Origin of the sequence: Kitasatospora sp. NPDC049258, from assembly GCF_040678895.1 — a bacterium.
GTDB lineage: Bacteria > Actinomycetota > Actinomycetes > Streptomycetales > Streptomycetaceae > Kitasatospora.
This window is the reverse complement of record NZ_JBFAQT010000032.1, coordinates 25524-38319: the sequence shown is the minus strand read 5'-3', so window position 1 is coordinate 38319 and position 12796 is coordinate 25524. Positions and strand designations below refer to the sequence as shown.

Sequence of the window (12796 nt, the reverse complement as noted above, 5' to 3'; positions counted from 1 at the left end):
GGTTTCGGGCACCCAGGCACCCGGGCACGACGGCACGCCGCAGCGCGGCCGGGGCACCGCCCCGGCCGCGCCCGGCGGCTATCCCTGCCGGTCGAGCGCCGCGCGGAACCGGTCCATGGTGGCCGGCACGTCCTCGCGGGCGGCGAACCCGGCCGCGTAGACGTGCCCGCCGCCGCCCAGCTCGGCGCAGACCGCGGCGACGTCCACGGTGCCCCGGGAGCGGCTGGAGCCGCGCAGCGTGCCGTCCGGGTCCTGCTTGAGGACCAGGGCCACCTCGGCCTCGGCCGGGCGGCGCAGCACGTCGATCAGGCCTTCCAGCTCCTCGACGGTGACGCCGTAGAGCACCAGGTCCTGGTAGGGCACCCAGGTCCACACCAGCCCGCGCCCGCCGGCCTGCTCGGGCTCGTAGCGGGCGCGGTCCAAGGCGGCGGCGAGCACCTTGAGGTAGCCGAAGGAGGAGGTGTCCCACAGCTGCCGGGAGATCTCGTCGTGGCGGATGCCGGTGGCCAGCAGCCGGCCGGCCAGCTCGTGGGTGGCGGGCGTGGTGGCGGCGTAGCGGAAGGACCCGGTGTCGGTGGCCACGCCGGTGTACAGGCAGGTGGCCAGCTGCTGGTCGAGCGGCACGCCGAGGCGGCGCAGCAGCTCGTCGACCAGCACCGCGGTGGCCGGGGCGGTCGGGTCGATCAGCCGGTGGGTACCGAAGCCCGGGTTGGAGGCGTGGTGGTCGAGGACCACCAGCACCGGGGCGGCGAAGGCCTTGGCGTGCAGCAGGCCGAGCCTGCTCTCGGCGGCCACGTCGAAGCAGAGCACCAGCTCCGGCACCTCGGGCACCTCGGCGGCGGGCACCAGCAGCTCCTGGCCGGGCAGGAAGGACAGCGACTCCGGGATCACCTGCGGGTCGTCGCCGAAGGAGACCCGGACCCGGTGCCCGAGCGAGCGCAGCGCCAGGCCGGCCGCCAGCGCGGAGCCGAGCGCGTCACCGTCGGGGTTGATGTGGCAGATCAGGTCGATCACCGTGGCCCGGCCGATCGCCGCCACCGCGCGCTGCCACTCGTGCTCCAGCCCGGGTGCCTCGGCGCGCGGGCCCGGAAGCACCGCGAGGGCGCCCTCCACCGTGCTGGTGGAGGTCGCCCCCGGGGTGGTGCCGGCCGCTGCCGGCTCGCCCGCCATGACTACTCGTCCTCGTCCGCGTCGTCACGCTCGGAGCCCGGCACCCGGTAGGGGTCGGCCTCTCCGGCGTAGCTGGCGCCGGCGGCGACGGTACGGACCGCCGCGTCGGACTGGCGCGCCCGGTCGAGCAGGTCGTCGATGTTCTTGGCGTTGTCCGGCAGTGCGTCGGCCACGAAGGTCAGCGTCGGGGTGAAGCGCACCCCGGTCTGCCTGCCGACCTCGGAGCGGAGCACGCCCTTGGCGCTCTCCAGCGCCGCGGCGCTGGCCTGGCGCTCGGTCTCGTCCCCGTAGACGGTGTAGAAGACGGTGGCCTCGCGCAGGTCCCCGGTCACCCGGGCGTCCGTGATGGTCACGTAGCCCAGCCGCGGGTCCTTGATCCGGCGCTGCAGGGTCTCGGCCACGACCACCTGGATACGGTCTGCGAGCTTGCGCGCCCTAGCGGTGTCGGTCACGTTGCCTCCTCGTGCGGTGGGCTCGGTATCCGGGACAACACTCGCCCGGCGGGGCCCATGCCCCAAAGTACCTGCCCGCGCCCAGCCTTGTGGGCGCTCTCGGTCCTCGGCTCTGTGACGGTGGCGCCTGGGCACCACCGTCGCCGCTCTCAGTCATCGTCGTCGTTGTGGAACCGTCTCCTGGCGGAGAGCAGCTGCACTTCGGGGCGGCCGGCGACGAGCCGCTCACAGCTGTCCAGGATCTCGGTCACGTACCCGGCTTCGCCGGACACCACCGCCAGGCCGATCTCGGCCCTGCGGTGCAGCTCCTGGTTCCCGGTCTCCGCAGCGCACACGCTGTACTTGCGCTGCAGTTCGGCCACGATGGGCCGCACGATCGAACGCTTCTCCTTGAGCGAGTGGACGTCGCCCAGGAGCAGGTCGAAGGTGAGTGTTCCCACGAACATGTAAGGCAGGTCTCGCCGACCTGGAGGCCTCGTAGGGACCGCCCACGAGGGGCGGACGTACGTGGACCCTACACAGCGAGACCGGGGCCGGTCGACGGGAATTCACCCCCGTCGACCGGCCCCGGACACCACCGACTACGAGCGCGGCTTCTCGCGCATCTCGTAGGTCTCGATGACGTCCTCGACCTTGATGTCGTTGAACGACCCGAGGGTCACACCGGCCTCGAAGCCCTCGCGGACCTCGGTCGCGTCGTCCTTGAAGCGGCGCAGACCCTCGATGTTGAGGTTCTCCGCCACGACCTTGCCGTCGCGCAGCAGGCGGGCCTTGGTGTTGCGTCGGATGATGCCCTCGCGGACGAGCACACCGGCGATGTTGCCGAACTTGGAGGAACGGAACACCTCGCGGATCTCCGCGGAACCGAGGCGCACCTCCTCGTACTCCGGCTTGAGCATGCCCTTGAGGGCCGCCTCGATCTCCTCGATCGCCTGGTAGATGACCGAGTAGTACCGGATGTCGACGCCTTCGCGCTCGGCCGCGGTACGGGCACGCCCCTCGGCGCGCACGTTGAAGCCGATGATGATGGCGTCCGAGCCCATCGCCAGGTCCACGTCGGACTCGGTGATGGCACCCACACCGCGGTGCAGGATCCGGAGCTCGACCTCCTCGCCCACGTCCAGCTTGACGAGGGCGTCCTCGAGGGCTTCGACCGAACCGGAGACGTCACCCTTGATGATGAGGTTGAGCTTCTCGATGCTGCCGGCCGCCAGGGCCGCCTCGAAGCCTTCGAGCGAGACCCGGACGCGGCGCTGCGCGAAGGACGCGTTGCGGTCGCGAGCGGCACGCTTCTCGGCGATCTGGCGGGCCGTGCGGTCCTCGTCGACGACGATGAAGCTGTCGCCGGCGCGGGGCACCGAGGTGAGACCGAGCAGCAGCACCGGACGGGACGGGCCCGCCTCGGCGAGGCTGTTGCCGTTCTCGTCGAGCATGGCGCGGACACGGCCGTAGGCGTCGCCGACCACGATCGAGTCACCGACGCGGAGGGTACCGCGCTGGACCAGCAGGGTCGCCATGGCGCCGCGGCCCTTGTCGAGGTGGGCCTCGATCGCGATGCCCTGCGCGTCCTGCTCCGGGTTGGCCCGCAGGTCGAGCGAGGCGTCGGCGGTCAGCACGACCGCCTCCAGCAGCTGGTCGATGTTCAGACCCTGGCGCGCGGAGATGTCGACGAACATGGTGTCGCCGCCGTACTCCTCGGCCACCAGACCGAACTCGGTCAGCTGACCGCGGACCTTGGTCGGGTCGGCACCCTCGACGTCGATCTTGTTGACGGCGACCACGATCGGCACACCCGCGGCCTTGGCGTGGTTGAGCGCCTCGACCGTCTGCGGCATGACACCGTCGTTGGCCGCGACCACCAGGATCGCGATGTCGGTGGACTTGGCACCACGGGCACGCATGGCGGAGAACGCCTCGTGACCGGGGGTGTCGAGGAAGGTGATCGGACGCTCTTCGCCGTTCACCGTCGCCGTCACCTGGTAGGCACCGATGTGCTGGGTGATGCCACCGGCCTCGCCGGCCACCACGTTGGTCTTGCGGATGGCGTCCAGCAGGCGGGTCTTACCGTGGTCGACGTGACCCATGACGGTGACCACCGGCGGGCGGGCCGCCAGCATGTCCTCGTCGCCCTCGTCGGCACCGAAGTCGATGTCGAACGACTCCAGCAGCTCGCGGTCCTCGTCGTCACGGCTGACGATCTCGAGGATGAAGCCCATCTCGCCGGCGAGCAGCTCGAGGGTGGCGTCCGAGACCGACTGGGTCGCGGTCACCATCTCACCGAGGTTGAACATCACCGAGACGAGCGCCGCCGGGTTGGCGTTGATCTTCTCCGCGAAGTCGGTCAGCGAGGCGCCGCGCGACAGGCGGACGGTCTGCCCGTTGCCACGGGGCAGCATCACACCGCCGACGGACGGGGCCTGCATGGCCTCGTACTCCTGGCGCTTCGCCCGCTTCGACTTGCGACCACGGGCCGGACGGCCACCGGGGCCACGGCCGAAGGCACCCTGCGTGCCACCACGGGCACCCGGGCCGCCGGGACGGCCGCCGAAGCCACCGGGACGGCCACCGCCGCCACCGAAGCCGCCGCCACCGCCGCCGCCACCCGGACGGGGGCCGCCGAAGCCGCCGCCGCCACCGGCCGGACGCGAGCCCGGGCCGGCCGGACGACCGGCGAAGCCGGGACGGGCGCCGCCGCCACCGGGCGCACCGGGACGGGCGCCGGGGCCGCCACCCGGGCGCGGGCCCGGACGCGGGCCGGGACCGGCCGGACGCTGCGGCATCATGCCCGGGTTCGGGCGCGGCATGCCGGACGGGCTGGGCGCACCCGGACGCGGACCGGCCGGACGGGGCATGCCGTCCGGACGCGGACGGTCGCCACCGGGACGCGGGGCGCCGCCGGGGCCACCCTGACCCGGACGGGCCGGACGGTCACCGGCGGGACGCGGGGCGCCACCGGGGCCACCCTGACCCGGACGGGCCGGACGGTCACCGGTGGGACGCGGACGCTCGCCGGCACCCGGCGCGCCACCCTGACCCGGACGGGCCGGACGGTCGCCACCGGGGCGCGGACGGTCGCCGCCACCCTGGCCGGCCGGACGCGGCGCGCCGGGGCGGGCCATGCCGGTGTTGCTGGACGTGAACGGGTTGTTCCCCGGACGCGGGCCGGCCGGACGCGGGCCCGGACGGGCCGCGGGGTTGGCCGGACGCGCGGCAGCCGGACGGGCGGCCGGAGCGGCCGGGGCCGCCGCCTCGCCACCGGCCGGAGCCGGGGAGGAGAACTCGGCCGCGGGAGCGGCCGGGGCGGCGGGAGCCGCAGCGGCGGCCGGAGCCGGCGTGGCCGGACGGGCAGCCGGGCGCGGGCCGGGGGCCGGCGCGCCTGCGGGCTTGGCGGGTGCGGCCGGCGCCGGAGCGGCGGCTGCGGGGGTCGGACGGGGGCCCGGCGTCGCGGTGGGCCGCGGGCCGGGGGTGGGGGCACCCGGGCGGGGTGCGGCCGCACCGGCGGAACCGCCGGCGGGCTGGGGCGCCGCGGGCTTCCGCGGGCCAGGCTTGGCGGACGCGCCACCGGACGGCGGCGTCGCTCCCAGAGCATCAGTCAACTTGCGCACGACCGGCGCCTCGATCGTCGAGGACGCCGAACGGACGAACTCGCCGAGCTCGGTGAGCTTGGCCATGACGGCCTTGCTCTCCAAGCCAAGCTCCTTGGCGAGTTCATATACCCGGACCTTAGCCACTTCACTCCTGTCTATGAGTCCGGGGTGGTCGTCCGCCGGACTGTCGCTACTTCATGGGCGTACTCATCGCGTACTCATCGAGTGCTCATCGCAATCTCGACCTACTTCCATCTCGCGAGGTACCTGACGTGACGCACGGCGTGCCGCCGCCGTGCGCTGTGTGCGTGTTACGGGTGATCTGTCTCCTCAGGGCGTCGGCGAACCGCCCGCCCGGTCCTCGACACAGGCCCGCAGTGCGTCGGTGTCGAGCGGCCCCTGGAGCCGAAAGGCCCTGGGGAACGCCCGGCGGCGTACCGCGAGGTCGAGGCAGCCCGGCTCGGGGTGCAGATGCGCACCCCGGCCCGGCAGTGTGCCGCGCGGATCGGGGACGCACACGCCCTCGATCACCACGACACGCAACAGCTCGTGCTTGGCCGCTCGCTTGCGGCAGCCCACGCAGGTGCGTTCCGGGCATGCTCGGACATGCGTCCGGCCAGACAGAATCAAGTCTACCCCTCCGAAGGGACATGCCGCCGCCCCGCCGACCGAGGGCGGGGGGCTCGGGTGGTCGAGCGCGCGGTGCGCGGCCCTAATCCCGGGGCCCGTCGGCGGGCACCTCGGTGTCCGGGCGGATGTCGATCCGCCAGCCGGTGAGGCGGGCGGCCAGGCGGGCGTTCTGCCCCTCCTTGCCGATCGCCAGCGACAGCTGGTAGTCCGGCACGATCACCCGGGCGGAGCGCTGGGACAGGTCCACGATCTCCACCTTCGTCACCCGTGCGGGCGACAGCGCGGCGGCGACCATCTCGGCCGGGTCCTCCGACCAGTCGACGATGTCGATCTTCTCGCCGTGCAGCTCGGCCATCACGTTGCGCACCCGGCCGCCCATCGGGCCGATGCAGGCGCCCTTGGCGTTCAGGCCGGCGCGGCGGGACCACACGGCGATCTTGGTGCGGTGGCCGGCCTCGCGGGCGATCGCCGCGATCTCCACCGAACCGTCGGCGATCTCCGGCACCTCCAGCGCGAACAGCCGCTTCACCAGGCTCGGGTGGGTCCGCGACAGGGTCACGGACGGCCCGCGGACACCGCGGCGCACACCCACCACGTAGCACTTCAGGCGGGTGCCGTGCCGGTAGTCCTCGCCGGGGACCTGCTCCTGCGGCGGCAGGATGGCCTCCAGCTTGCCGATGTCGACCAGGATGTTCTTCGGGTCGTTGCCCTGCTGGACGACACCGGTGACGATGTCGCCCTCCTTGCCCGCGTACTCGCCGAAGGTCTGGTCGTCCGCGGCATCCCGCAGGCGCTGCAGGATCACCTGCTTGGCGGTGGAGGCGGCGATCCGGCCGAACCCGCTCGGGGTGTCGTCGAACTCCTTGGGCTCCACGCCCTCGTCCAGCTCCGCCGGATCCTCCAGCGCCCACACGGTCACGTGCCCGGTCTTGCGGTTCAGCTCGACCCGCGCCCGGCGGCGGGAGCCCTCGGTGCGGTGGTACGCGATGAGAAGCGCCGACTCGATCGACTCGACCAGCAGGTCGAACGGAACGCCCTTCTCGGTAACCAGCCCACGCAGGGCGCTCATGTCGATGTCCACGGCTACGCCTCCTCTTCACTCATCAGGTTCACAGTGCTCGTTGACCGGTGACTACCGGTCCGCACCCTCGTCCGCCCCCTCGGAGGCGTCGTCCACGAAGTCTTCGTCGTCGTCGGAGTCGTCGGACAGGTCGTCGGCCAGGTCGTCGGCCGCGTCCAGCAGCTCGTCGTCCTTCCGGTTGAACTCGACCTGCACCCGGGCCCGGTCGATCTCCGCCCAGGCCAGCCGGCGCTCCTTCGGACGGCCGCGGCCCTTCACCGGCTGCACCTCGACCAGCACGCCGTCCTCGTCGCTCTCCAGGACCCGCGCGACGATCTCCTTGCCGTCCGTCAGGTGCACCTTGGCCAGCCGGCCCTCGGCCCGGCGCCAGTGGCGGGGCTCGTCGAGGGGGCGCTCGGCACCCGGGGAACCGACCTCCAGCAGGTAGGGCGCGGCGCCCATCAGGTCGGATTCGTCCAGCACCTGGCCCACCCGGCGGCTGAACTCCGCGATGGTGTCGAGGTCGACGCCGTCGTCGGCGTCCACGTCGATCTGCACCTGGCGGCGGCTGCCGGCCTGGGTGACGGTGACGGCTTCGAGGTCCAGCCCGGCCTCGGCGGCCAGGGGCTCCAGCAGCGCGCGCAACCGGTCGGTCTGGGTCGTGCTCATCCGGGTGACTCCTCGGGCGCGTCTGCTGTTGTCGAAGGTGCTAACTGAGAGCAGAGCCTATCGGGCCAACCCCCGAAACGCCGATTCCGACCTGGCCGCGGGCCGCCCGGCGGACCCCGCTGCGAGCAAGGTCACAGTGGACGGATAGCGTCCATCCGGGCTCGGAGGTGTGAGGGTCCGGTAATGATTCACGTAGCAGGGGGGGCTACGGGCTCCCCGTTGATCAGACGGGAGCCGTTCGATGCTGTCCCCCACCCGGCGGGCGTTCCTGGTCCTCGGTGCCGTCACCGGCACCCATCTGCTGTGCGGCTGCACCGGCGGGCACCATGACGACGACGCCGGCGAGCAGCACCGGGCGGACCAGGACCTGCCGCTGCGCACCCGGGCCGTGGCGGCCACCGACGCGCTGCTCGCCGGGTACGACAGCGTGCTCGCCGGGCCGGGCACGGACCGGAGCGACCTGCTGAAGCTGCTGCGGGCCGAGGTGGTCCAGCACCGCACCGCGCTCGCCCAGGGCCTGCCCGCGGCCACCGGCTCGCCCGCCGCGACCTCCCCCGCCGCCGCGACCTCCGCCACCGGCTCCGGCACTCCCACCGGCGCGGCCTCCGGCGCGGCCGCCGCGCCGCTCACCACGGCGGCCGCGCTGGCCGCCGCCGAACGGCGGACCGCGACCGAACGGCTGGCCGACCTCGCGGCCGCCTCACCCGCGCTGGCCAAGCTGCTCGCCTCGGTGTCCGCCGCCGGCGCGGTGCACGCGGCCCGGCTCGGCGACACCGGACCGGTCGGCGCCCCCACCGCCCCGGCCGCGCCCTCCCCGTCCGCACCGTCCCCGTCCCTGTCTCCGTCCGGCGCGAGCGGGCAGCCCTCCGCGCTGCCGTCCACCGCCGCGGCCGGGGCCCAGTCGGCGCTGGCCGCCGAGCACGCCGCGGTCTACGGCTACGGGGTGGTCTGCGCGTTCCTCCCGGTCGGCAAGCCGCGAGAGGACGGCCGGGTCGACTACCTGGCCCACCAGGCCCGGCGGGACGGCTGGCAGCGACTGCTCGGCGCCGGCGGCGCCAGCCCCACCCCGGCCGCGGCCGGCTACCGGCTGCCCTTCCAGGTCAAGGACGCGGCCACGGCCGGACAGCTCGCCGCCCACATCGAGACCCAGCTGACCACGGTCTACGCCGACCTGGTCGGCGCCGGCACCGGAGCGTGGCGCCTCCAGGGTGCCGACGCACTGCGGGAGAGCGCGCTGCGGGCCCGGCACTGGGGCACCGAGCCGCCCGCCCTGCCCGGCCTGCCCGCGCCCGCCGCCGGCTCGGCGAGCCCCTCCCCCAGCCGCTGAACGGAGTCCGCACCGAGCGCCTGACCAGCAGAATTCGCCCGATGGCCGAGAATGGGCGGGCACCCCGGGAGGGGGACGGACCGATCGAGAGGCCAGCATGACGGCGCAACCAGGGCAGATCATCGTCCCCGAGCGGCTGACCGGGACGGTCCGGCTCTGGGAGGGCGCCGCCGGTCTCGCCTGGCTGGCCGAGCTGCCCGGCCGGTTCGCCGAGCAGCTCACCCGCCGGGGGCTGGTGCTGGAGCGGATCTGCGAACCCGGTGGCCGGATCAGCCTGGTGGGTTACGTGCACCGCTCGGACGACCTGGCCCCGGCCGTGCTGAAACTGGGCGTGGTCAACCGGGAGACCGCCCAGGAGCACGCCGCGCTGACCCGCTGGGCCGGCCGCGGCGCGGCCTTGCTGCTGGCCGCCGAACCCGAGCAGGGCGTCCTGGTGCTGGAGCGGCTGCACGGGGACATCCCGCTGCGCTCGCTGGCCGAGGCCAAGGCGATGCTGGAGGCCGTAGGGCTGCTCCAGCGGCTCTGGGTGCCGCCCGGCGCGGACCACCCGTTCACCTCGGTCGGCGACCGGGTGGCGGAGCTGTCCGCGCTGATCCGCGAGCAGCGCGACCTGCCGGGCGCCACGGAGGCCCGGGCGCTGATCGACGAGGCGCTGGAGGCAGCCGCCGGCCTGCTCGCCGACGAGCCCGAACAGCTGCTGCTGCACGGCGACTTCCACCACGGCAACGTGCTCGCCGCCGACCGCTCGCCGTGGCTGGCGATCGACCCCCGGCCGCTGGTCGGCGAGCGCGCCTACGACCTCGCCCGGCTCGCCCGGGACCGGCTGGACACCCTGGCCGGCTCCCCCGGCCAGCGCGGCGCGCTGCGCCGCCGGCTGCACCAGCTGGCCGACGCGGTCGAGGTGGACCACGACCGGCTGCGCGGCTGGACGCTCTTTCGCACCGTCGAGGCCGGGCTCTGGCACCTGTCCACCGGGGCCCGCGACCAGGCCGAGCTCTACCTGGAGTTCGCGTCCTGGCTGTGAGAGGGCCGCAGCGGCAGCGGGGCGCCCATCACCGCGTACGGGCGCAGCGTGTTGGGGAAGCGCACGGCCCGGGCCAGGTCCTGGTAGCCGAGCGCGCGGTACAGCCGCCGGGCCGGGGTCTCGGCGTCGATCGCGGAGAGGATCGAGCGGTCCTTGCCGGAGCGCTCGCACAGCGTCCTGATCAGTGAGCTCCCCACGCCGCGGCCCTGGAAGTCGGGCAGCACGTGCAGTTCGGTCACCGCGAAGACGTCGTCCAGCCAGTCGGCGTGGCCGGCGGCCTCCAGGTGGGGCTGGATCACCGTGCTCCACCAGTGCTCGCGGTGGTTGGGCATCCCGTAGCCGAAGCCCACCAGCCGCCCGGCGGACATCGCGCCGAGCGCCATCACCCCCGGCTGGAGCGCGTGCCGGCCGACCAGGGGCAGCCGGATCGCGACCTCCGCCGGGCCCAGCCCGAAGGCGACCGCCTGCACCTCCAGCGCCGCCGGCGCCCACGCGGCCAGATCGATGGCCTCGATCGTCACCTCGGTCAGCTGCTTCATGCCCCGGACGTTACTACTTCACCCGATCCCCGGGCGATCACCCGGGCGCAGGGCACGGCCCGACCGGCCACCGGCTCAGAACAGCACGCTCATGAAGGCGCCGACCTCGCGGAAGCCGACCCGGCGGTAGGCGGCGCGGGCGCGCACGTTGTAGTCGTTGACGTACAGCGAGACGGTGGGGGCGACCTCGCGCAGCGCGACCTCCAGGACGGCCGCCATCCCGGTCTCGGACAGGCCCCGGCCGCGGTGCTCGGGGGCCACCCAGACGCCCTGGATCTGGCAGGCGCCGGCGGTGACGGCCCCGACCTCGGCCTTGAAGACCACCCCGCCGTCCTCGTCGAATCGGGCGAAGGAGCGGCCGGCCGCGACGAGTTCGGCCACCCGCGCCTGGTAGAGCAGGCCGCCGTCACCGGCCAGCGGGGAGATGCCGACCTCCTCGGTGAACATCGCCACGCAGGCCGGCATCAGGTTCTCGATCTCGTTCTTGCGCACCCGCCGCACCAGCGGGTCCGGCGCCACCTCGGTGGCGGGGACGTCGGTGGCCATCAGCGGCTGGTGGGCGCGGACCTCGCGGGCCGGGCCCCAACTGCGCTCCAGCAGCGCCCACAGGGCGGCGGTGGACCCGGCCGGGCCGACGATCGAGGAGCAGCGGCGGCCCTGGCGGCGGGCCCGCTCGGCGAACGCCCGGACGGCCTCCGGTCCGGCGTTGACCGGCACCAGGTTGGCCCCCGCGTAGCAGAGCGCCGCCAGCCGGCCGTCCTCGCCGGTCCAGCCCCACATCTCGCCGCCGAGCCGCCACGGGTCGAGCCCGACCGCCTCGACCCGGGTGGCGACGAAGGCGTTGGCGACCGGATCACGGTGGAGGATCTCCAGGGCGTCCGGGAGGTCCCGGGCCTCCAGCACGCGGGTGGCCGACAGGGCCCGGGCGACCTGGAACGGGCCGGGGAGCATCACACCTCGATCGAGCACGGGCACCTCTCTGGTACAACTCTGCGGCACCCTACTCCCCTGAGGGCCGCAGACAAGGCTGTGGGGCCGTCCGTGGGCGGACGGCCCCAGTCGGCAGCGCCGGGCGGGGCTACTCGGCGGCCGTCACGACCGGCGCACCGGAGGCGACACCGTCGGCCTGCATCTGCTCGGCGAGCTTCAGCGCCTCCTCGATCAGGGTCTCGACGATCTTCGACTCGGGCACGGTCTTGATCACCTCGCCCTTGACGAAGATCTGGCCCTTGCCGTTGCCGGAGGCGACGCCGAGGTCGGCCTCGCGGGCCTCGCCCGGGCCGTTGACGACGCAGCCCATGACCGCGACGCGCAGCGGCACCTCCATGCCCTCGAGGCCGGCGGTGACCTCCTCGGCGAGCTTGTAGACATCGACCTGGGCGCGGCCGCAGGACGGGCAGGAGACGATCTCCAGGCCGCGCTGACGCAGGTTCAGCGACTCCAGGATCTGGTTGCCGACCTTGATCTCCTCGGCCGGCGGGGCGGAGAGCGAGACCCGGATGGTGTCGCCGATGCCCTCGGAGAGCAGCGCGCCGAAGGCCACCGCGGACTTGATGGTGCCCTGGAAGGACGGGCCTGCCTCGGTCACGCCGAGGTGCAGCGGGTAGTCGCAGGCGGCGGCCAGCTGGCGGTAGGCGTTGATCATCACGACCGGGTCGTTGTGCTTGACCGAGATCTTGATGTCGCGGAAGTCGTGCTCCTCGAACAGCGAGCACTCCCAGAGCGCGGACTCCACCAGCGCCTCGGGGGTGGCCCGGCCGTACTTCTCCAGCAGGCGCTTGTCGAGCGAGCCGGCGTTGACGCCGATCCGGATCGGGACGCCGGCGGCCTTGGCGGCCTTGGCGATCTCGCCGACCTTGTCGTCGAAGGCCTTGATGTTGCCCGGGTTCACCCGGACCGCGGCGCAGCCGGCGTCGATCGCGGCGAACACGTACTTGGGCTGGAAGTGGATGTCCGCGATGACCGGGATCTGGGACTTCCTGGCGATGATCGGCAGCGCGTCGGCATCGTCCTGCGAGGGCACCGCGACCCGGACGATCTGGCAGCCGGAGGCGGTCAGCTCGGCGATCTGCTGCAGCGTCGCGTTGATGTCGGAGGTCAGCGTGGTGGTCATCGACTGGACCGAGATCGGGGCGTCGCCGCCGACCGGGACGTTGCCGACCATGATCTGCCGCGAGACGCGGCGCTTCGCCAACGGCTTGAGCGGCAGGGACGGAATACCGAGCGAGATCGCGGTCATGTGCGCAGGGTTCCCCAGGTCGAGGTCGGTGAGCGGGCCGATGGGTCCGGCCGGCCGGGCAGGCCGCGGAAGGGCGCGCCCGGCTTACAAAGGTACGCC

At 73.7% G+C, this 12796-nt stretch carries 12 protein-coding genes; 2 read left to right on the top strand and 10 right to left on the bottom strand.

The genetic code is table 11. From position 1 onward, the window contains the following. Positions 1-78: 78 nt before the first annotated feature. The 7 genes from AB0K43_RS23920 to rimP form a co-directional block, all read right to left on the bottom strand. Complete coding sequence (locus tag AB0K43_RS23920) at positions 79-1170, bottom strand: bifunctional oligoribonuclease/PAP phosphatase NrnA (RefSeq protein ID WP_363642975.1); 1092 nt, start codon at positions 1168-1170, stop codon at positions 79-81. A gap of 2 nt (positions 1171-1172) precedes the next feature. Beyond that, on the bottom strand, positions 1173-1622 hold the full coding sequence (rbfA, locus tag AB0K43_RS23915) for a 30S ribosome-binding factor RbfA (RefSeq protein WP_363642973.1): 450 nt from the start codon (positions 1620-1622) through the stop codon (positions 1173-1175). A gap of 149 nt (positions 1623-1771) precedes the next feature. Next, positions 1772-2068 carry a DUF503 domain-containing protein gene (locus AB0K43_RS23910; protein ID WP_350642571.1) on the bottom strand — a complete coding sequence of 99 codons (297 nt, stop codon included), beginning with the start codon at positions 2066-2068 and terminating at the stop codon, positions 1772-1774. Positions 2069-2203: 135 nt separating this feature from the next. Continuing rightward, positions 2204-5353, bottom strand: coding sequence for a translation initiation factor IF-2 (gene infB, locus AB0K43_RS23905; protein WP_363642970.1), 3150 nt, complete (start codon positions 5351-5353; stop codon positions 2204-2206). 186 nt (positions 5354-5539) lie between these two features. Then, on the bottom strand, positions 5540-5833 hold the full coding sequence (locus tag AB0K43_RS23900) for a YlxR family protein (RefSeq protein ID WP_363643024.1): 294 nt from the start codon (positions 5831-5833) through the stop codon (positions 5540-5542). A gap of 88 nt (positions 5834-5921) precedes the next feature. Continuing rightward, positions 5922-6920 carry a transcription termination factor NusA gene (nusA, locus tag AB0K43_RS23895; protein ID WP_363642968.1) on the bottom strand — a complete coding sequence of 333 codons (999 nt, stop codon included), beginning with the start codon at positions 6918-6920 and terminating at the stop codon, positions 5922-5924. Positions 6921-6971: 51 nt separating this feature from the next. Then, positions 6972-7568 (bottom strand): ribosome maturation factor RimP, encoded by a 597-nt coding sequence (gene rimP, locus AB0K43_RS23890; protein WP_363642966.1) that lies wholly within the window; start codon positions 7566-7568, stop codon positions 6972-6974. A 241-nt stretch (positions 7569-7809) separates the two neighbouring features. On the opposite strand from rimP, the gene AB0K43_RS23885 reads away from it, so the two are divergent. After that, positions 7810-8895, top strand: a complete 1086-nt coding sequence (locus AB0K43_RS23885; RefSeq protein ID WP_363642964.1) for a ferritin-like domain-containing protein — start codon at positions 7810-7812, stop codon at positions 8893-8895. A 97-nt stretch (positions 8896-8992) separates the two neighbouring features. After that, entirely contained in the window at positions 8993-9919 is a 927-nt protein-coding gene (locus AB0K43_RS23880) for an aminoglycoside phosphotransferase family protein (protein WP_363642961.1), read from the top strand. On the opposite strand, the gene AB0K43_RS23875 is transcribed toward AB0K43_RS23880, so the two are convergent. From AB0K43_RS23875 to ispG, 3 genes are all read right to left on the bottom strand, one after another. Next, positions 9892-10458, bottom strand: coding sequence for a GNAT family N-acetyltransferase (locus tag AB0K43_RS23875; RefSeq protein ID WP_363642959.1), 567 nt, complete (start codon positions 10456-10458; stop codon positions 9892-9894). The two genes, AB0K43_RS23880 and AB0K43_RS23875, sit on opposite strands and share 28 nt — an antisense overlap. A 75-nt stretch (positions 10459-10533) precedes the next feature. Next, positions 10534-11409 (bottom strand): GNAT family N-acetyltransferase, encoded by an 876-nt coding sequence (locus AB0K43_RS23870; protein WP_363643022.1) that lies wholly within the window; start codon positions 11407-11409, stop codon positions 10534-10536. A 127-nt stretch (positions 11410-11536) separates the two neighbouring features. Continuing rightward, entirely contained in the window at positions 11537-12697 is a 1161-nt protein-coding gene (ispG, locus tag AB0K43_RS23865) for a flavodoxin-dependent (E)-4-hydroxy-3-methylbut-2-enyl-diphosphate synthase (RefSeq protein WP_363642957.1), read from the bottom strand. Positions 12698-12796 lie beyond the last annotated feature (99 nt).